This is a genomic window from Marinobacter sp., from assembly GCF_041687235.1.
Classification (GTDB): Bacteria; Pseudomonadota; Gammaproteobacteria; order Pseudomonadales; family Oleiphilaceae; genus Marinobacter.
The window spans coordinates 54,843-75,800 of sequence record NZ_JAWLCH010000011.1; the positions used below are offsets into that span (position 1 = coordinate 54,843).

The window sequence follows — 20,958 nt, forward strand, 5'->3', positions numbered from 1 at the left end:
GTGCCGCAAGGAGCGTGTTTTGGACAGGGTTCTCCTCTTGGTTTGCTTCTCGAAAGCCGGGAAATCACCAGGCCCCCAAAAGGAGCCCTGGCGAAAGGGAAGCCTATCAGGCCTTCTCAACAAGCATGCGACCACCCATCTCCATATGCAGCGCATGACAGAACCAGTTGCAGTAATACCAGTACACGCCCGGCTTGCCGGCCGTGAAGGTCACCGAAGCCGTCTGCTGAGGACTGATCTCCATGCTCACACCATGGTTCACCATGCAAAAACCGTGAGTCACATCCTCAATGGTGTCCAGGTTCGTGATGTACACGGACACCTCGTCGCCTTCTTTCACCTTGAACTCGGTCATGCCGAACTGAGGCGCAATCGACGTCATGTAGACCCGCACCTTATTGCCGTCCCGAATTACCGTGTTGTCGGCCTCCAGAGTCACACCATCCTTCTTCGCCTGCTCAACCGCGGAGGCAAAAATCGGATCGTCACGATCGTAAATCTTCCTCGTCTTGATCTGGTCACGGCGTACCAGAATGCAGTCATGAGGTTCTGCGAATGCAGGACCATCGTGAACCAGCTTCATTTCCTCACCGGAAATATCAATTAACTGATCGTTCTCCGCGTGCAGAGGCCCTACCGGCAGGAACCGGTCCTTGGAGAACTTGGACAGAACCACCAGCCACTTGCCATCGGCATCCCGGGACTCGGTCAGGGAGGCGTGGTTATGGCCCGGCTGGTAGTGAACATCCAGCTTCTGGCGGATATAGTTCACATCCTCGCCGTTGTAATGCCTGATGGCATCGGCAATGTTCCACTTGCACACCTGGCTGTCGATAAACAGCGTGGTGTAGGCGTTGCCACGACCGTCGAAGGTAGTGTGCAGAGGCCCAAGACCCAACTCCGGCTCAGCCACGATGGTGTCACGCAGTTCAATCTTGTTATCGAACAGGTCATCCAGTCTGTCGATGGCAATCACAGAAGCGGTCGGCGACAGCTTGCCGTTGGCGATGAAGTACTTGCCGTCGGGAGAGGTGTTCAGACCGTGCGGGTTCTTGGGCACCGGAATGTAGCGGGTGAACTCGGATTCGCCCCGACCGTCAATGACCGGCACCTTGGAATCGCCAATGGTCTTGTAGTTACCTGCCTTCACCGCAGCGGCGATGCGCTCGATATTGAACACAACAACCCAGTCCCGGTCGTTGCGCATGGTTCCAGCCAGATCCACCGCTTTTTCGGAGTTGTAGCAGGTAGAGGCAGCATACTTGCCGGTGTAGTCGGCATCGGTGTTATCCAGGTTACCGTTAACAATCACCTGCCAGGCCACTTCCATGGTCTCGGCATCAATCGCGTTGAACATGGTGTAGCTGTTTTCCAGGCTGTATTCGCTGCCATCGTTGGGCTGTGGAATCACGAACTCGGCATTGCAGAACACGTAGTTGGTCCTGGGCACCTTTTGCAGACGAAGACCGTGGATGGCCTGGACGTTCGGGATGTGCGTAATCCTGTCTGTCTTCATGATATCCAGGCGGATCCGCGCGACGCGGGTATTGGCCTTATCGTTGATAAACAGGTATTTACCATCGTATCGGCCATCTTCCATCGATACGTGGGGATGGTGACAATCACCGTTCAGATACTGGCGGTCGCCACCAAGAACCTGCTTGCTTTCATTGGTAATGCCCCAGCCGGTTGCCGAGTCCACGTTAAACACCGGAATCCGCATCAGTTCACGCATGGACGGAACGCCCAACACGCGCACCTCCCCCTGGTGACCGCCGCTCCAGAAGCCGTAGTATTCATCCAGCTCGCCAGGTGCGACGTGGATCTTGTTGCGGGCTTCCTTGGCAGCAGCCGCGAAGGCTTCCCGCGACATAACGGAAGCCCCCAGGCCGGTTGCCCCGGCAACACCTGCAAGCGCTGCAGCGCCCATAAACCGACGGCGGCTCTGGCCGCTTTCCGGGAGTTCCGGCGTACCCTTGGTCAGATCATCTCGTTTTTTCATACTATCCAACTCCGTTATTGGTAATGGCGGTTTTGCTTCTCATGCTTTTTTTTGGGACTACTCAGGTCACCTGAACCACGGGAATTGCCTCCGGGTGGCCAGGTGCGTTATGACCTCGGCGCTTGCCGCGACGCTTCACAATCAGCGGCGGACACTTGTGGTCATCGAAATAGGTCATCTGGCAATCCAGGCAGTAATGGCATTCCATGTAGTTGATGTGCCCGTCCGGATGAATGGCCTGGACTTCGCACTCGTGATCACACAACCGACACGGATTGCCACATTCCTTGCGCCGCTTGAGCCAGTCGAACACCCGCAGCTTGGTTGGCAACGCCAGTGCGGCGCCCAGGGGGCACATGTAGCGGCAGAACACTTTGCGGGTGAACAGGTTGACCACCAGCAGCAGGACGGCGTAGGTCACGAAAGGCCAGCTACGATCAAACTTGAGCGTGATCGCGGTCTTGAAGGGCTCCACTTCGGCAAGCCGTTCGGCGGTCGCCATGGAATCCAGCGACACCCCGAACAGCACCAGCAGAATGATGTACTTGATGGCCCATAGCCGTTCGTGCACAGCAAAAGGCACGGTGTACTGGGGCACCTTTAACTTGCGGGCGATCTCATTCAGTAGCTCCTGCAGTGCGCCGAAGGGGCACAGCCAACCGCAATAAACCGCTCGCCCCCAGAGTAAGATGATGCCCGCCACGACAGCCCAGAGAATGAAAATCACCGGGTCGATAAGGAAGGTTTCCCAACTGAAGCCACTGATCAGGCTGTTCACAAACGTCAGTACGTTGACGATGGACAGCTGCCCCATGGCATACCAGCCGATGAAGAACAATGTGTAGGTCAGGAAGGCGTGGCGGATCCAGCGCATCATCTTCGGCTTTTTCACCAGCCAGTCCTGGAAGAACAGGATGAACATCAGCACGCCGATACCGATACCGAGCACCACAATCTGGAACTCCCGCTGGTACCATACCTGCACCCACATGGGCTGGCTCTCCAGCCATTCTTCCTCGGAAACGACCGGCTCGGGACGGGTGTAATATTGCTCTGGCAGTTGATACTCCAGCGGAAACACCTGGAATTCGCTGTCCAGGGGGCCGGTCTGACGCTTGACGGTCAGTTCAAGGGTCCAGGGTGTACCAGGATCAAAGTTGTACTGCTGGCGAATAATGAAAATCGCCATTTCAGAAAACTCGGGCATGCCCTCGGCGTAGACGTCACTGAGCCGGTAAAAATCCAGATCGCGGAAGTTGAAGGTGTCGCCGAACTGACGAATCTGAATCCGGTCGAAAATGCCGCCACGAACATAGCCCGATCCCTTGAAGGAGTAGTCACCGTTGGCCATCACGGCAATGGCATGCTCGCCGTCTTTCAGCTCGGTCGTAAGCCACTGGTACTGGTTCTCACCCAGCAAATTCCGGCCGATCGTCGGCGCATCCAGGTAGGCGGCATACAGATCGATCAGCGGCTCATTTCTTTCTTCCGGGCCCGCGGTATCAACACCCTCGGCGTCCGTGCCCTTGAAGGAATCATCCACCTGGCCTTTGGTGAGCAATAGCCGGCGCACAGAACCGTCACCGGTCAGTGACTGCCAGGTTTTCTCTTCGTAGGCCTGCTTGTCTATCGTGGCCTGTGGGGGACGGGTTCCATCCTCGCCATCAACCATGCCCAGCTCTACACCCACCCGATGGGCGGTACGCATGATAACTTCATTGATAACCATCACGGTTACCGTGGCGCCGGAAAGGCCGTCTACGGCAATCTTGCGCTCGTTTGATGTGCCACCAACCGTGACCTTTTGATCCGCCCTGAGGCCGGTGTACTGGTCGGTAAAGTCGTGCATTTTGCTTTCGGGGATGCCCACCAGAAGAATCGGCTCATCATGGTGTATAACCTTGGCAGCCTTGATCGTGCCTTCGGCATCCAGCACGACCATGGCATTCACAGGCTTACCTGAGTAGGCGGGGGTCTGGACAAAATCCAGGGACTGGTAAGCGTAGCCCTTCAGCTCTTCACCGGCGTAGAGTTCCTGAATGGCACGGTTGCCTTCACGGGGAACCACCGAGCTGACTTCCGGAAAGGCTTTCTGGATCACCTGCCGGCCGGCCACAGGCTCATATTGAGCCAGCGGTGCCGCTTCCAGGGCCACAGCCATAATCGACGTGAACAAGAAGAATACCAAGCGGAAAAAAGCAGTCACTGAAGGCTCCCTGAAAAGTAACACCGCACTGAATCAAGCCTAAGCTTATTAGAGGAAAATCAAATACCTCTTATTGGATACGCCTGAGCGAAAAGCCGGCCCGGTACACGCTGTCAGCCGAGACTGACAGCGTTTCCCTGTGAATCGAGAGGAAGGTAATTACTGATATGTCCAAGGCGGATAGACTCCACCATCATGGTCAGCGGCTGCTGCGCTTCGTCGGTTGAAGGCGCCATGCCACCACGGCCGGACATGGCGGCGATGAACACCACATCCCATGCCTGCCCTGTGGTTCGGGATTCTTCAGCAAGGGCGTCAAAATCCGGCGCTTCATCCGGCGTCTTGTCCACGCAGATCACTGGTGTCAGGGCGCCGCCCTCACCCCGCTCAAAAGCTGCTCTTTCGTCGGCGGAGGCATCATCGGGCAGTTCCGCCCGGCAAAATACGAATAACAGGCGCTGGGCTTCCTGCTGGCTGCGAGAGGCCTGAATCAGGTCGCTATAACTGCTGATCATGTTGATGAATCCTTGCTGGTATCGGGCCGCCGCGATCTACGCCTGGCGGGCAATTAACTGGCCGGACAAGGTGAGCCTGCGAACCTCTTCACACACTTCCTCTACAGCTTCATCACCGTAGCTCTGTCCATAGTGTTTTTTGAAACCGAACTCGTAGAGCCGGACGTGCTCGTCGGGCTCGACTCCGATGTTTTCAAGACAGGCCCGGGCGCAATGCAGAGGGCAGCCATCAATGACGGTGATCGGGCGACCGGATCGGGCGGTCTTTACCAGTGTGGGCACCTTGCCGCCGACCCCGGAAATGCAGGACATTTCGAATTCGCCGGCATGGTCCAGCCGAACCGCCGCGTTATTGGCCAGCTGCGCCACATCGGAGCAGCCGGAACATGAGTAAATCAGCGGGCGCTGCTTTCTGGCGGACATTTTTCCTCCTTCTTTCAGAGCCTCGAGGCCTGGTTACTGGCTGATCTCGATAAGCCTCTGGGGATCTGAAATGAACAGCCGGCTACGGTTAACCCTTACCAGTCCGTTGGACTTGAGATCCGCCAGAATCCGGGAGAACGTTTCCGGCTGCATGGCCAGCCTGGACGCCACCAGGCACTTGGGTAGTGGCAGTTCCACTTCTCCACCCTCTTCCACACCATTGGGCAACAGGTCGATCAGGTAACGGATCAACCGGTCCCGGGCGTTCTGCACGGTCATGATTTCCAGATCGTGAAATCGGGAAACTGCCCGCTTGGCATAATGACGCAGCGCAGCCTGCGCATACTGCGGGTTGCTCTCAAGCATGTCCTGATAGGCCTTGACCGGAATCATCAGCACTTCGCTGGATTTCAGGGCCTCGGCGTAGCAGGCATACCGGGGCGGATCGGCGTAGATCATGACTTCGGCAAAGCAGTCGCCCGGGGCGATGCTGTCGAGGGTCCGGTCGATGCCGGAGGAGTCGAGGCGGTACAGACGCAGGCGACCGGAGATCACGAAGAAGAAATGGTGCGCCGGCATGTCCTGGCGGTAAAGCAACTGGTGATGACCAAGGCGGATTCTTCGGGATTGCTGGATCAGGTGCTGCAGGTCTTTGCCATTGAGTTCCGAGAACAAGGGATGGCTGCGCAGGGCCTGGAGGCCGTCTTCGTCGTCAAACGGTTTGTTCACTGCGACCAGGACGGGTTTGGTGTAGCGGGTTTCGGCCGTTTGTGTGAGTGCCATTGGTGTATCCTCTCTGCATATTCATGCATCCAAAATCATGTTTAAAATAGTAGAGGGATAGTGGTTAAAAATCGCTCCCCCCATGGGGGTAGTTGGGGGGTTATTCGGGAGTAATTGATCTAACTCAAAGTGTTTTATTGCTAACTACTCGGGGAACTAAAACTTTGACATGGGAGCACAGGATGGTGGGCCGGTTAGCTTTCCAAAACACGCTCCTTGCGGCACATCCATGTGGTGCTTGGGCTCCGCCATCCATGGCTCCGCACAGTTTTGGAAAGCTAACCGGCCCACCATCCTCCAAACCAGGGAGTTAACCTTCAGATCATCCTGTTCACTGCATAAGGGGCGAGTCGGGCAGTTCGAGATCTACTCCTTCCACACCCGTTTCCGCTGCCAGAACCTGCAGATATTGACGGAATGCCCGTCGGGTTACGCTCTCACTCAGGTACTGCCGGATCTGGGGTTTGACGTGCTCATACGGGAGCTGCTGGCCGTCGATTCGTTGATCGACGCGGACGATGTGCCAGCCGTAGCGGGTTTCGATCAGTTCCGGGTTGAGGCCTTCCTGGAGGGACAGGACCGGGCGCTCGAATTCTTCCACCGTCTGGCCTTTGCTGATCTGGCCGAGGCTGCCGCCCTGGTGACGGGATTCGCAGGCAGAGTATTGTTTGGCCAGTTCGGCGAACTGGGAGCGGCCGTCAATGAGGGATGACAGCAGCTGGTGACCGGCTTCTTCCTGGCGGATGCGTTCCTGGACGTCGTCCGGGGCGGCGGCGAGGAGGATGTGGCTGACGGCCATCAGTGTGGGGCTTCGGAAGCGGGCTGGATTAGCGGTGTAGAAGCGTTCGCAGTCCTGCTCGGTGGGATCGGGAACGTTGAGTTCCAGTTCCAATACGCGGGCGATGCGGTCTTCTTCATCGGCGATATCGTCCAGGCTCAAGCGGCTGGCCTGTTGCAGAAGGAGTTCACGGATAGCGAGGCTTCTGGCGGCTTCATGCCAGGCTTCGGCGACTTCTTCCGCCGGGTGGTGCTGCATTTCCCGGGCGATGTCGTCTTCGTCGATGAGGGTTTCACCCACGGTGACCGGCGGGAACTGGTTTCTGGGCTTTTCAGCGTCGCCAACGGGGATCAGTTGCATGATGGTTACCTTTTGATCTGGTTGTCGGATTACGGCTTCGCCTAATCCGACCTACGGTTGGGGTTTCGGGCTCGGGTAGGTCGGATTAGCGTGGCCCCGCCACGCGTAATCCGACACCGTCACCTCAATTCACACCATTACGCCCGCTTGCGCACCACCTGGTACTTCCGCCCGAAATACTCCACCGGCACGCTGAGCATGTGCACCAGGCGGGTGAACGGGAAGAGTACGAAGATGGTCAGGCCCAGGAAGATGTGGGTCTTGTAGATCCAGTGCACGTCGGCAATGTAGCCGGCCACGCCGCCCTGGAGGGTGACGATGCCCTGGGCCCAGGCGGAGAACTTGAGCATGGTGCTACCATCCAGGTGGCCCATGGTGGGCAGAATGGTGAGCATGCCCAGGATCAGCTGAACAACCAGGATGATAATGATCATGTTGTCGGCAAAGGTACTGCTGGCCTTCACGCGCGGATCCGTCAGCCGGCGCCAGGCGAGCATGCCGCCGCCAATGATGGCCATGATGCCGGCAATACCACCGACCACGATCGCCAGGATCTGCTTGGTGCCGGGGGTCATGAACGGCTCGTAGAGCGCGTGCGGTGTCAGCAGGCCCACCAGGTGGCCGAAGAAGATCACCAGTACGCCGACATGGAACAGCACGCTGGCCATCACCATGTTTTTCTTGCGCAGCATCTGGCTGGAATGGGCTTTCCAGGTGAACTGGCCCTGGTCATAGCGAGCCCAGGTGCCAATCACGAGGATCGCGATAGCAATGTAGGGATAAACCCCGAACAGTAGTGTATTGAGATAGGACATCATTTCCGTTTCCTCCTGCGCCCTCAGGCGCGCCCTGCCTGACGGGGGGTTGCGTCCGTCATCAGCTGATCACTCAGGTGAATGGTCTGGGTCTGTTCCAGTTCCCGGCGGCGTTGGCCTACAACGTTGCCGGTACTGCAGGAGCTGCCCTGATCATCAACAAACTTCACCATTTCCTCTTCCCAGACCTTATCCAGCGCCTCCGGGGTATCGTCGCGCTCCTCTGAAGCGACGATCTTGGCCAGCTCCTGACGGTTCGCCGCGCGCCCGGAGAGAGTCAGCAGCGAATCCATCACCACGTGATAGAAGCTTTCCCGCTGGTACAGACGCTCACCCAGCAAGCCCAGGATATGGTGGATGTCCTCCAGCCAGTTCTGGATCTCGTCCCAGGGACGGGTGGAAAGGTATTCCAGGAACAGCGGCAGGTAATCCGGCAGTTCCCTGGCATCGATTTCCAGACCGTTGCTGCGGTATTCCTCCATCAGGTCCACCATGGCCTGACCACGGTCGCGGGATTCCCCGTGCACGTGTTCGAACAGCAGCAGCGACGTGGCCCGGCCTTTGTCGAACATGCCGACGTAGTTTTCCTGCATGTCCAGCAGGTCGCCATCGCACAGCATTTCGACGCAGCGCAGCAGTTGCTCCTTGTTCTGCCTTGGCAGCCGGCTGTCCTCGAGGACAGCGGCTATCAGGGCGTCTTTGGAGGCCTGGAGTTCTTCGGTCGGGTACTCAAGTACCCGTGCCAGTACTTTCAAAAGTTGCATCTCGGCCTCCTTATTCCTGCAGCTGCTTGGGGTCAACCTGCTTCACGGTCGACAACTTCTGGACCATGCTGGTGGTCTGCTTGCGGCCACCAAACATGTTGAACTTACTGTCGCCGTTGCAGCCTTCACCGAAGCTGAAGCCGCAGCCGTTGCGCTCGCCATGGGCAGTAGCATCCGGGAAGGCTTCCTTCGCCAGCTCGCGGTGGCTGGTGGGAATCACGAAGCGATCCTCGTAGTTGGCGATGGCCAGGTAGCGGTACATCTCGTCCGCCTGGGCCTTGGTCAGACCGGCTTCCTCAAGGGCACGCAGGTCTTCCTTGCCTTCCACGGTTTCGGCGCGCTTGTACAGGCGCATGGCCATGATCCGCTTGAGAGCCAGCACAATCGGCTTCTCGTCACCGGCGGTGAGCAGGTTCGCCAGGTATTTCACCGGGATCCGCAGGCTTTCGATCTTGGGCAATACCCCGTCGAACTCCACCTTGCCGGCTTCCGCCGCAGACTGGATCGGGCTCAGGGGTGGCACGTACCAGACCATGGGCAGGGTGCGGTATTCCGGATGCAGCGGCAGGGCCAGTCTCCAGTCCACTGCCATCTTGTACACCGGGCTCTGCTGAGCGGCTTCGATCACGTTCATCGGAATGCCGTCTTTCTTCGCCTGCTCGATCACTTTCGGATCGAACGGGTCCAGGAAGATTTCCAGCTGCTTCTCGTACAGCTCATGCTCGCCGGGCGCGCTGGCCACTTCTTCGATGCGATCTGCGTCGTACAGCAGCACACCGAGGTAGCGGATACGGCCCACACAGGTCTCAGAGCACACGGTGGGCATGCCGGCTTCGATGCGCGGGTAGCAGAAGATGCACTTCTCGGATTTGCCGGTCTTCCAGTTGAAGTAGATCTTCTTGTACGGACAGCCGGAGACACACATCCGCCAGCCGCGACACTTGTCCTGGTCGATCAGGACGATGCCGTCTTCCTCACGCTTGTAGATCGCACCGCTCGGACAGCTGGCAACACACGCCGGGTTCAGGCAGTGCTCGCACAGGCGCGGCAGGTACATCATGAAGGTGTTTTCGAACTGGCCGTAAATGTCCGCCTGCACCTGGTCAAAGTTCTTGTCCTTTCGGCGCTTGGCGAACTCGGTACCGAGGATTTCTTCCCAGTTCGGACCCCATTCGATTTTCTGCATGCGCTGGCCGGAGATCAGCGAGCGCGGCCGGGCGACCGGCTGGTGCTTGCTATCACCTGCGGTGTGCAAATGCTGATAATCGAAATCGAACGGCTCGTAGTAGTCGTCAATTTCCGGCAGGTCCGGGTTGGCGAAGATGTTCGCCAACACCCGGAATCGGCCGCCGATTTTCGGGCGGATCTTGCCGGAGCTGTCGCGCATCCAGCCGCCCTTCCACTTGTCCTGGTTCTCCCACTCTTTCGGGTAGCCGATACCGGGCTTGGTCTCGACGTTGTTGAACCACGCGTATTCCATGCCTTCGCGGCTGGTCCATACGTTTTTGCAGGTCACTGAACAGGTGTGGCAACCAATGCACTTGTCCAGGTTCAGCACCATGCCGACTTGGGAACGGATTTTCATTTTACAGCCTCCTGAACAGTGTCTTTGCCTTCACCGTCGAGCCAGTCGACGTTGTGCATCTTGCGAACCACCACAAACTCGTCGCGGTTGGAGCCTACGGTGCCGTAGTAGTTGAAGCCGTAGGAATACTGGGCGTAGCCGCCGATCATGTGGGTCGGCTTCGGACAAACCCGGGTAACCGAGTTGTGGATACCGCCCCGGGTTCCGGTGATTTCCGAGCCCGGAATGTTCACGATCCGCTCCTGGGCGTGGTACATCATCACCATGCCCGGCATCACGCGCTGGCTCACCACGGCCCGGGCCGCGATGGCGCCGTTGGCGTTGAACAGCTCGATCCAGTCGTTGTCCTCAATACCCAACTCTTTGGCATCGTCCTCACTCAGCCACACAATCGGGCCACCGCGGGACAATGTCAGCATCAACAGGTTGTCGCTGTAGGTGCTATGAATCCCCCACTTCTGGTGTGGCGTGATCCAGTTCAGCGGTTTTTCGGGATTACCATTGCTGCGCTGGTTAATCATGCTGCCCACCGCCTTGGTGTTAATGGGCGGGCGATACACCAGCAGGCTCTCACCGAAGGCGCGCATCCACTCGTGGTCCTGGTAGAACTGCTGACGCCCGGTCAGGGTGCGCCAGGGAATCAGCTCGTGGACGTTGGTGTAGCCGGCGTTGTAGGACACGTGCTCGTCTTCCAGACCAGACCAGGTGGGGCTGGAGATGATCTTGCGTGGCTGCGCCACGATGTCCCGGAAGCGGATCTTTTCCTCTTCCTTGTTTTTCGCCAGGTGGGTGTGGTCCAGGCCGGTCATTTCAGACAGGGCAGCCCACGCCTTCACTGCCACCTGGCCATTGGTCTCCGGTGCCAGGGTCAGAATCACTTCTGCCGCATCAATGGCACTTTCAATCTTCGGCCGGCCGGCATTGGCGCCTTCGATATGGGTATAGTTCAGCTCTTTCAGGAAGTTCACTTCCTTCTCGGTGTTCCAGCTGATGCCCTTACCACCATTGCCCAGCTTGTCCATCAGAGGCCCAAGCGAGGTGAACCGTGCGTAGGTGTTCGGGTAGTCCCGCTCAACGGTAATGAAGTTAGGCGCGGTCTTGCCCGGGATCAGGTCGCACTCACCGCGCTTCCAGTCCTTCACATCAAAGGGCTGGCCCAGCTCGGCCGGCGCGTCATGCAGCAGAGGCAGGGTCACTACATCTTTCTCGACACCCAGGTGACCCTCGGTCGCCTTGGAGAATGCCTTGGCAATGCCCTTGTAGATCTCCCAGTCACTGCGGGCTTCCCAGGCCGGATCGGTAGCAGCTGTCAGCGGGTGGATGAACGGGTGCATGTCAGACGTATTAAGGTCGTTCTTTTCGTACCAGGTGGCCGTCGGCAGAACGATGTCTGAGTACAGACAGGTGGTGGACATGCGGAAATCCAGAGTCACCAGCAGATCCAGCTTGCCTTCCGGCGCCTCGTCACGCCATTTCACTTCCTGGGGCTTGGCGCCGCCTTCATGGCCAAGGTCCTTGCCCTGCAGGCCGCTCTTGGTGCCCAGCAGGTACTTGAGCATGTACTCATGGCCCTTGCCGGAGGAGCCCAGCAGGTTGGAACGCCAGATGAACAGGTTGCGCGGACAGTTCTGCGGCGCTTCCGGATCTTCGCTGGCAAACGCCAGGGAACCGTCTTTCATGGATTGCGCCACATAGTCAGCCACTTCCATGCCGGCTTTCTCGGCTTCGGCGGCGATACCCAGGGGGTTGCGATTCAGCTGCGGGGCAGAGGGCAACCAGCCCATGCGCTCGGCACGAACGTTGTAGTCAATCAGGCTGCCACCGAATTTGGACTTGTCCGCCAGCGGCGACAAGATTTCGTCCACACCCAGTTTCTCGTAGCGCCACTGGCCGGAGTGGGCATAAAAGAAGGAGGTGGAGTTCATGTGCCGGGGCGGACGCTGCCAGTCCAGGCCAAACGCCAGCGGCTGCCAGCCGGTCTGCGGGCGCAGCTTTTCCTGGCCAACATAGTGGGCCCAGCCGCCACCGCTCTGGCCGATACAGCCACACATGATCAGCATGTTGATCAGGCCGCGGTAGTTCATGTCCATGTGGTACCAGTGGTTCATACCGGCACCCACGATGACCATGGAACGGCCCTTGGTCTTGTCGGCGTTGTCGGCAAACTCACGGGCAATGCGGATCACTTTCTCGGCGGGTACTCCGGTGATCTTTTCCTGCCAGGCCGGGGTGTAGGGCTTCACTTCGTCATAGGACGTGGCGCCGTCATCCTCGCCCAGGCCGCGGCTGATGCCATAGTTGGCCACCATCAGGTCATAAACAGTGACTACGCGACCTTCGGAGCCGTCGGCAAGCTGCACCTTGCGGGTACCCAGCTTGTGCTTGAGGACATCCTTGATTTCCACGTGCTTGAAGTGGTCGTGCTCGATACCACCAAAGTACGGGAAGGCAACGTCCACAACGTCATCGTGCTTCTCGACCATGGACAGCTGCAGGTTCACATCGGAGCCCTTGGCGGTTTGCTTCAGGTTCCACTTGCCCTTTTCGCCCCAGCGGTAGCCAATGGAACCGTTGGGAGCCGTCAGCTCACCGGAAGCCTCATCGATCGCGATGGTTTTCCACTCGGGGTTGTTCTCTTCGCCCAGACCGTCCACCAGATCGCTGGCTCGCAGGAAGCGGCCCGGCACGAAGCTGCCGTCGTCTTTTTCGTCCAGCATGACCAGGTACGGCATGTCGGTGTATCGACGCACGTAGTCGGTGAAGTACTCGCTGGGTTTGTCAACGTGGAATTCCTTCAGGATCACGTGGCCCATGGCCATGCCAAGAGCGGCATCGGTGCCCTGTTTGGGATTCATCCACTCATCAGAAAGCTTGGAGACTTCGGCGTAATCCGGGGTAATGGCGACGGTCTTGGTGCCCTTGTAGCGCACTTCCGTGAAGAAGTGGGCATCCGGGGTACGGGTCTGGGGTACGTTGGAGCCCCAGGCAATGATGTAGCCGGAGTTGTACCAGTCGGCGGACTCGGGCACGTCGGTCTGCTCACCCCAGGTTTGGGGAGAGGCCGGCGGCAGGTCGCAGTACCAGTCGTAGAAGCTCATGCACACGCCGCCGATCATGGACAGGTAGCGGCTGCCGGCAGCGTAGGAGACCATGGACATGGCGGGAATCGGCGAGAAGCCGATGATGCGGTCCGGGCCATACTTCTTGGCGGTGTAGACGTTGGAGGCGGCGATCAGCTCGTTGACTTCCTCCCAGCTGGAGCGCACGAACCCGCCCATACCGCGGCGAGGCTTGTATTCCGCCGTTTTCCTGGGATCTTCGACAATCGAGGCCCAGGCATCCACCGGATCCTTGTACTCCACTTTTGCCGCACGCCAGAGCTTCATCAGGTGCTTGCGCATCAGCGGGTACTTCAGGCGGTTGGCGCTGTACATGTACCAGGAGTAACTGGCGCCGCGGGGGCAGCCGCGAGGCTCGTGGTTGGGCAGATCCGGACGGGTACGGGGGTAGTCGGTCTGCTGGGTTTCCCAGGTGACCAGGCCGTTCTTCACGTAGATTTTCCAGCTGCAGGAGCCGGTGCAGTTTACGCCGTGGGTGGAGCGCACGATCTTGTCGTGCTGCCAGCGCTGGCGGTAGCTGTCTTCCCACTCGCGGCTCACGTCGTGGGTTTCGCCGTGGCCGTTCGCGAACGGCTCGCGCTTCTTTTTGAAGTAGCTCAGTTTATCGATCAAATGACTCATGGTCTCTTTCTCCATCAACCCGTCTGCTGGATCGTTGTTCCGATTTGAGACCATTGTGTGCGAGAAAAACCGCGAAATCTGCGTGGTTACTACCTCATAACCCGCTTCTACCACCCTGGGGGTAGGCGGCTTATATCCCCGGGTGGAGAAGGTGCTCGCGCTCGTGCCGGCGGCTTTCCCGGGCGAACAGGAACAGGCAGCTGACCAGGAGCAGGAAAAGAATCATGAAGACCGCACTGCGAACGCCAAGCCAGTGATTAACGCTGCTGAAAACCACCGGCAGAACAAAGGCAACAGAACAGGCGCTTACCAGTAGCAGCCCGGCTATAAGGGCCGCGACTGGTCGGTTCTCGAATATAACCAGCCTCTGCAGGCTCCCCATAGTGCAGCCCATGGCTAATCCGAGGGTAACCACAAACACACCCTCAACCCGCATGGGCAAAGCAAATTCCACTCGGATTGTGGCGTCAACGCCCTGAATGAACAGTGTCATGGGAGGATAGGACAAAACGAACAATGCGATCAGGCAGACCAACAGCGCTCGGCTGACTACCTTTGCGCTACCGAAGCGATCCGACAGCCCTCCTCCCACGATCTGGGCCAGAGCACCCGGAATAACAAACCATTGCGCCAAGCGCGCGCCGGAGTCCACTGGCAACCCGAACTGGGCAGAGAGGTAATCCGGCAACCATAAGGCAAGTGCAAAAAAACTCCCGGCCACAACGCCAAAATAACCACACAGCTGCCCGGCCCGCTTTGCGCGCATCCTGCGCAGCAACACCCTGACAGAAGTTTCAGCGCTCGGATCCGCCGCTGCGTCTTCCGGATCGGTCAGCATAATCAATAACGCCAGGACCAGCACAAGCACGATGAGATAGGCCAGGGGAACTCCGTGCCAGGAAAACGCCTCGTGGAACAGCGGCACCAGGTAGTAATTGAAACCGGCGCCAGTGACACCGGCACCAAACACGCCAAGTACCAGACCCAATCGTGAGGATTCACAATGGCTCGTCACGAACTGCAAACCGGCCGTGTAGAAACCGCCGGCGAGCCCGAGGCCGCCAGCAGCAATCAGATACCCCAGGAAGGTATCAGTAGTCAGCAGTATCACCATACAGGCAGCAAGACCTGCCAGACAGATCAGCATGATCCGGCGGGCGCCGAATTTTTGCGCCGCCAGACCGGCTGGAACTGCCAGCGCCGCTCCTACCGCCATCGGCATGGCCAACAGGAATCCAAACTGAAAGTTGCCGAGATTGAGTTCCGATCGAAGGTGCACGCCGGCCACTGCAAACAGGGTCCAGCAGCCAGCCGCGACGACAAAGCCCGCCACCGCCAACGGCAAAACCACTGCCAATGACGCCAGCCGGTCATCTGCACGATCCGATTCGGACTTCATTACTATCGCTCTTGTAAAAACCTGCTTTTCAGTTTCATCTTTTGATCGTGAAGGGGTCAAAGATTATGATGGGTTAACGACTATTGGGGTAATTGACTATCCTCAAGGAGGTATTACGGAATCTTCGTGAGAGGCATAATCCAGCCTGCCCCACCAAACGCATTGACGCGCAAGAGATCAAATGACGCCCAGAAGCCCGCTCGTAAACAGAATCGCGATCGTCGTTGGCGCAGTGGTGCTGACAGCCCTTGTCAGCATGGCGACCACCCTTGCGGTATCCAAAAGTATCGAGGGCAATGCCACCGCGATCAATCTGGCCGGGGCCCTGCGCATGGGCGCCTTCCAGCTTCTTGCCCGGACCGCGGGCCCTGCCGTTCCAGAGTCCGGGGGAACGTCAATCGGGCAGACGCTGGACCGTTACGAGGCCAAACTGAGTGACTCTGGCATCACCAAGGCGATCCCCGAGAGCCGGGACCATCCGCTGGCCGCCCAGTACCAGACCATTCTGGCGTCCTGGGTGACCATGCTTCGGCCTGCCCTGCAGGAGCACGACCAGGGCACCCCCGTTTCCGAAGCCATGCTGACCTCAACCCAGAGTTACGTCGATGAAGTGGACCAACTGGTGAACATGCTGGAACAGCGAACCGAGGCCCGCATCGACCTGCTCCACCTGATCCAGATTATCAGTCTGGCCTTTTCCATCCTGATCATCGTCGCGCTGTTTATTGATCTGAAAAACCGCATTCTGCAGCCACTGCGCAAGCTGGTCAGTATCGCCATCGCGGTGGGCGATCAGGACTTTTCCCGTAAGGCCAACCTGACCGGCTCCGACGAGCTGGCACAGCTAGGCCAGGCTTTTGACCAGATGACCAGCGAGCTGGCTCTGACCTATTACGAACTGGAAGAGAGGGCTCGCCTTAAAACGGAGGAGCTTGAAAAGAGCCACGCCGCCCTTCAGCTGTTGCACTCGGCAAGTCGAGATCTGTTTGCAAAACACGATCTGTGCCATGGGGCGATCCCCATGCTTCAGGAGCTTGAGCAGTTACTGGGCATCGGTCCCATTCGCCTTTACCTCCACGACAAACAATCCGCAGAGCCGGTGGAGGCAATCACCACAGCCACCCGCGAACGGCCGTTTTACTGCCGTGACCACCACTGCAACGCCTGCCTGGTAACGCCCGAGGCATATGACGAGCTGCCCGTGGAAACCAATGATGGTCGGCGGCTACTGCTACCAATCCGGACGCCTGGACAGCTACTCGGCACACTGGAAGTCTGGTACCCCGCTAAGGAAGGACTGTCAAAAACTGCCCGCCGACTGCTGGAAACCCTGAGTGACCAGTTGGCCACCGCCATTTTCCTGGAGCGGCAAATCACCGAGGAACAGCAGCAAACACTTGCCGAAGAGCGCACAGTTATTGCCCGCGAACTCCACGACTCACTGGCCCAGTCGCTTTCCTACCTGAAAATGCAGGTTGCCCGTTTGCGGCGCCTCAACATTGAAGGTGAGCAGCAACAGATTCATGAGGCCATTCTTGATGAACTCAGTAACGGCCTGAACAGCGCCTACCGGCAGCTCCGCGAATTGCTGGCTACCTTCCGGCTGAAGCTGGACACGCCGGATTTGTCTACCGCCCTGCAAAAGACCATTGAAGAATTTTCCGCGCGGCTGGGTAAGCCGGTTGAGCTGAATTACAATCTGCCGCCCCAGACTCTGTCACCCAATGAAGAAATCCATACCCTGCAAATTGTGCGGGAAGGTCTCGCCAATGCGGTCAAACATGCCGATGCCACGGACATCACCGTGGATGTCCTGTTCGAATCTCCCCAGGTCCGGGTTCACATCCGGGATAATGGCAAGGGACTGCCCGGCAGTGATCAGCCCATCAACCACTACGGCCTGATCATCATGCAGGACCGCGCCCGAACCCTGGGCGGCAAGGTAGACGTGAGCAACCGGGATGAAGGGGGTGTGGAGGTCACGTTGCTCTTTGTTCCGAAAAGCCGCAATCTTATTCCCACAGAAGCATCAAACGCCTGAAAACAAGAGAGATCCCGATGTCTGAGTCACCCGCAAGTATTCTGCTGATTGACGACCACCCGCTCCTTCGCCAGGGCATCAAACAGCTGATCGATATGGAAGACGATATGGTCGTTGCCGGGGAGGCCAGCAATGCTGCCGACGGCATTCGTCTGGCCACCGAACTGGAGCCGGATCTGATTCTGATGGACCTGAACATGCCCGAAATGGACGGCATTGAGGCCCTCAGGAAGCTGCGCGAACAGAACATCAGCTCCCGCATCGTCATGTTCACCGTGTCAGACCAGGAAGACGACGTAGTGGCGGCACTTCGGGCCGGGGCAGACGGCTACCTGCTGAAAGACATGGAACCGGAAGACATGATCACCCAGCTACATCAGGCGGCCGTGGGCAAAATGGTGATCAGTGACCGACTGACCACACTGCTGGCCGAGGCGCTGCGCTCCAACAAGCCCCAGCAAGCAGCACGCCCGGATTTCGACAGCCTGACTCCCCGGGAAAAAGACATTCTGCGTCTGATCGCCGAGGGTCTGTCCAACAAGATGATTGGTCGCAAACTCGACATCAGTGACGGGACGGTGAAGGTTCACGTGAAGCACCTGCTGAAGAAACTGAACCTGCGCTCACGAGTCGAAGTGGCCGTTTGGGCCGTGGAAGAAGGCCTGCACAAAGGCTGAGTTATATCAAATCGTTCCAGAGCACTTTGCTTTACTCTGTGCCGGTTACTGACCGCCCGGAGTAAAGCATGGCTTTTCCACTAGCTTCCATCGCCTCCCTGAACTCTCCCCTCATTGGGCAAACACTTTCCGTCCTTCAGGAGTACCTGCCCTCCCCCGCGCCCATGCTAGGCGCTATTGATCACCGAATTCCGATGCCTCTGAAGCAGCTGGCTGCAGAAGCGCCGCTTAATCGCATTTTTGCCCAGGCAATTGATGACGGAGAATTCGATGATTTCGAGGGCAGACGTATTCGGCTGGAGGTTAACGGAGGACAGCCCGGCATTACCCTTGGTTTCTGGGCGGGCCGGCTCCGCGTAATCGACGGCCCGGGAGAGGCGACCATCCGTGGTTCACTGGCTGCCTTCAAAACCCTTGCGGAGCGTCGGCAGGATCCAGACCAACTGTTTTTCCAGCGGAGACTGGTCATTGAGGGGGATACAGAGCTGGGGCTCGGCCTGAAAAACCTCCTGGATAGTCTGGACTGGCACCTTGTAACCCTTTTTAAACGCCCTGGCTGACAACCAGATCCATCCCTGGCTTGCCATACCAATAGCCATTGCAGGGCGGCGCTTCCACCAGTTGCAGCGGGTCGGAGACGGGCACTTCACCCCGGCGTACCTGATCAAAGCGTTTGACTACCTCCTCCATGCCCAGATGTTCCGGACTCAGGCGCACGGTGCTTACCCCCATACGCTCCATATCCGGCAACTCCCGCATCAGGTCGTAACGGGAGCCAGACAAGGTAGAAATCCCGTTGATGCGGAACAGCTCCTGGCTTTCCCGGGAACGCAACTCCATGCCATCCGGATACTCCAGGCAGCGGAACTCGCAGTTGTCTTTGGGCAGGTTGTAATGGCGGGCAGTAAAGCAGCGCGACGACCAGGCCAGCGGCAGGAAGCTCCAGGAGAATACTTCCGCCGGCAGATCCAGTCCTTCCTGATTCAGTTCTTCAATAAGCAGTTCCAGCGTTTGCTTACCCAGCTCCACCGGCAGGTTCCAGCCCTGCAGGCCCTGTCTGGCCAGAATCTTCAGGGTGGCGGTGTTGTAGATGTTCATGGACGGGCCGGTGATAAACGGAATCCTGTTACGGGTAGCCACCTGAAGGGCACTCTGATCGTTGGCCTCCACCAGAAATTCATCCTGCTCGCAGAACCTGCGCAGGCGGCGCAGATCGGCTTCCGATTCAACCAGCGTGAGCGTGGAGAGCACCACGTTCTTGCCGCAGGCTTTCAGGTCCCGGGCCAGGTCCAGCCAGTCATCCGGCTTCAGTTCCCGCCGGCGTGAGCACACCACTTCGCCCAGGTAAATGGTATCTACCGGCCATTCGGCCGCTTTGGCATAGAAATCAAAGACGCTTTGTTTGGACCAGAACCACAGGATGGGGCCCAGAGATAACTTCATCATGATCGCAGAACCTTATTTCCACTTACGATGGTAGGCACCCAGTGTGGTGAGGCCTCCTTCGGAAAGACCTGCCAGTGTGTTCTGCCATTGAGGTTCAACGGTGAACGCACTGGCGTCGGATTCGAGATTGTCGAGGGCGTGCCGCCATGTGCGTGCCACATCTGCGATATAAGCGGGGCTGCGCTGACGCCCCTCGATTTTCACCGCACAGATTCCCAGATCCCTGAGCTCAGGCAGAAGATCCAGGGTGTTCAGGCTGACAGGCTCCTCAATGGCGTGGTAAACGTTGCCCGCCACCTCAAAGCGGCCCTTGCACAACGTCGGGTAGCCGGCGGATTCACCCTGGCCATACCGGTCAATCAGCACATTATTAAGCCGGGATTCGAGCCCCCGGGGCGTTTCCTGCCAGCGCACAGCCTTGGCGGGAGAGCAGGCACCGCGTGTATTGGGGGACTCATCGGTCAGGTAGGAAGAGAGGTAACAGCGGCCCTCAGCCATGATGCAGAGGCTACCGAAAGCAAAAACTTCAAGCTCAACCGGGCTGTGCTTTGCCACGCCCCGGACCTGGTCCACCGAGAGCACTCGGGGCAGAACGGCCCGACGGATGTCGAAGTTGTCCTTGTAGAAGGAAAGCGCTTCGTAGCTTGTTGCAGAACCCTGCACCGAGAGATGTCGGGGCGTATCCGGGTATTTGTTGGCGGCATAGTCCAGAAGCCCCATATCAGCCAGGATAATGGCGTCTACACCAAGGTTTGCTGCGCGGTCCACCGCGCTTTTCCATTGCGCCCAGCCATCCGGTTGCGGGTAGGTGTTGATGGCACAGAAGACTCTCGCACCCCGCAGGTGAGCGTACTCAACCCCTTCAGCGGCGCGTTTATCGTTGAAGTTCAGGCCGGCAAACTGGCGGGCGTTGGTGCTGTCTCTGAAACCGAAATACACGGCGTTGGCGCCGTTATCCACCGCGGTTTTCAGTGCCGGCAGGCTGCCAGCGGGGCAGACAAGTTCCATGGCATTCTCCACTGCAAGAATGCCGGTACCTTACCGTCTCTCGCCCGGTAACTGCCTTGACCTTTGTCAGCACTGGGCCCGATGGCGGGTTGTCAGAGGCTGCGACCCCGGATTACCCGGAGCAGGATGACCACAATCGCAATCACCAGCAGGATATGGATAAAACCGCCCATGGAATAAGAGGTCACCAGACCCAGAGCCCAAAGGATGATAAGAATAACGGCAATTGTTTCCAGCATGACGATTTCTCCCTGTTAAGCCCGGAGTCCGACCACGGACAGCTTTTCTCGTGGTCCGGGATAACGAATCTAACGCATCGAACCAGGTCGCTCTGTTCGCTGGCACACCAACGGTAGAAACTACCCCCAGGGTGGTACTCTGCGCACTACTACTTACCTGCGTTTTTTCTTGATCTA

General features: G+C 58.2%; 17 protein-coding genes. 3 read left to right on the forward strand and 14 right to left on the reverse strand.

Features of this window, described 5'->3' with window-relative positions:
* Positions 1–106: 106 nt before the first annotated feature.
* The 11 genes from nosZ to ACESMK_RS14870 form a co-directional block, all read right to left on the reverse strand.
* Entirely contained in the window at positions 107–2,002 is a 1,896-nt protein-coding gene (gene nosZ, locus ACESMK_RS14820; protein WP_373000340.1) for a TAT-dependent nitrous-oxide reductase, read from the reverse strand.
* Between the two features lie 61 nt (positions 2,003–2,063).
* Positions 2,064–4,163 carry a transcriptional regulator NosR gene (gene nosR / locus ACESMK_RS14825; RefSeq protein WP_373000505.1) on the reverse strand — a complete coding sequence of 700 codons (2,100 nt, stop codon included), beginning with the start codon at positions 4,161–4,163 and terminating at the stop codon, positions 2,064–2,066.
* A gap of 158 nt (positions 4,164–4,321) precedes the next feature.
* Positions 4,322–4,723, reverse strand: coding sequence for a ribonucleotide reductase subunit alpha (locus tag ACESMK_RS14830; protein ID WP_373000343.1), 402 nt, complete (start codon positions 4,721–4,723; stop codon positions 4,322–4,324).
* 36 nt (positions 4,724–4,759) lie between these two features.
* Positions 4,760–5,146, reverse strand: coding sequence for a putative zinc-binding protein (locus ACESMK_RS14835; protein WP_373000346.1), 387 nt, complete (start codon positions 5,144–5,146; stop codon positions 4,760–4,762).
* Positions 5,147–5,179: 33 nt separating this feature from the next.
* On the reverse strand, positions 5,180–5,929 hold the full coding sequence (locus ACESMK_RS14840; protein WP_373000349.1) for a Crp/Fnr family transcriptional regulator: 750 nt from the start codon (positions 5,927–5,929) through the stop codon (positions 5,180–5,182).
* Between the two features lie 331 nt (positions 5,930–6,260).
* Complete coding sequence (locus ACESMK_RS14845; protein ID WP_373000352.1) at positions 6,261–7,067, reverse strand: peptidylprolyl isomerase; 807 nt, start codon at positions 7,065–7,067, stop codon at positions 6,261–6,263.
* A 137-nt stretch (positions 7,068–7,204) separates the two neighbouring features.
* Entirely contained in the window at positions 7,205–7,882 is a 678-nt protein-coding gene (gene narI, locus ACESMK_RS14850; protein ID WP_373000508.1) for a respiratory nitrate reductase subunit gamma, read from the reverse strand.
* 23 nt (positions 7,883–7,905) lie between these two features.
* Positions 7,906–8,646 (reverse strand): nitrate reductase molybdenum cofactor assembly chaperone, encoded by a 741-nt coding sequence (gene narJ / locus ACESMK_RS14855; RefSeq protein ID WP_373000355.1) that lies wholly within the window; start codon positions 8,644–8,646, stop codon positions 7,906–7,908.
* A 10-nt stretch (positions 8,647–8,656) separates the two neighbouring features.
* The gene (gene narH, locus ACESMK_RS14860) at positions 8,657–10,231 is read right to left on the reverse strand and encodes a nitrate reductase subunit beta (protein ID WP_373000358.1); all 1,575 of its coding nucleotides are present in this window, start codon (positions 10,229–10,231) and stop codon (positions 8,657–8,659) included.
* Positions 10,228–13,971, reverse strand: coding sequence for a nitrate reductase subunit alpha (locus ACESMK_RS14865; protein WP_373000361.1), 3,744 nt, complete (start codon positions 13,969–13,971; stop codon positions 10,228–10,230). The genes narH and ACESMK_RS14865 overlap by 4 nt, the downstream gene beginning before the upstream one ends.
* A gap of 130 nt (positions 13,972–14,101) precedes the next feature.
* A complete protein-coding gene (locus ACESMK_RS14870; RefSeq protein ID WP_373000364.1) occupies positions 14,102–15,370 on the reverse strand; it encodes an MFS transporter in 1,269 nt (422 codons plus the stop codon).
* Positions 15,371–15,551: 181 nt separating this feature from the next.
* Here ACESMK_RS14870 and ACESMK_RS14875 point away from each other — a divergent pair, with 181 nt between their 5' ends.
* From ACESMK_RS14875 to ACESMK_RS14885, 3 genes are all read left to right on the forward strand, one after another.
* Positions 15,552–17,411: a histidine kinase gene (locus ACESMK_RS14875; protein ID WP_373000367.1), complete on the forward strand. Its 1,860-nt coding sequence runs from the start codon at positions 15,552–15,554 to the stop codon at positions 17,409–17,411.
* A gap of 17 nt (positions 17,412–17,428) precedes the next feature.
* Entirely contained in the window at positions 17,429–18,088 is a 660-nt protein-coding gene (narL, locus tag ACESMK_RS14880) for a two-component system response regulator NarL (RefSeq protein WP_373000370.1), read from the forward strand.
* A 68-nt stretch (positions 18,089–18,156) separates the two neighbouring features.
* Positions 18,157–18,648, forward strand: coding sequence for an SCP2 domain-containing protein (locus tag ACESMK_RS14885; protein WP_373000373.1), 492 nt, complete (start codon positions 18,157–18,159; stop codon positions 18,646–18,648).
* On the opposite strand, the gene ACESMK_RS14890 is transcribed toward ACESMK_RS14885, so the two are convergent.
* The 3 genes from ACESMK_RS14890 to ACESMK_RS14900 all read right to left on the reverse strand — a co-directional run bounded on the left by ACESMK_RS14890 (position 18,632) and on the right by ACESMK_RS14900 (position 20,781).
* A complete protein-coding gene (locus ACESMK_RS14890) occupies positions 18,632–19,534 on the reverse strand; it encodes a U32 family peptidase (RefSeq protein WP_373000376.1) in 903 nt (300 codons plus the stop codon). The genes ACESMK_RS14885 and ACESMK_RS14890 overlap by 17 nt on opposite strands.
* 12 nt (positions 19,535–19,546) lie before the next feature.
* Positions 19,547–20,542 (reverse strand): peptidase U32 family protein, encoded by a 996-nt coding sequence (locus ACESMK_RS14895; RefSeq protein WP_373000379.1) that lies wholly within the window; start codon positions 20,540–20,542, stop codon positions 19,547–19,549.
* A 92-nt stretch (positions 20,543–20,634) separates the two neighbouring features.
* Positions 20,635–20,781, reverse strand: a complete 147-nt coding sequence (locus ACESMK_RS14900) for a lmo0937 family membrane protein (protein WP_373000382.1) — start codon at positions 20,779–20,781, stop codon at positions 20,635–20,637.
* Positions 20,782–20,958 lie beyond the last annotated feature (177 nt).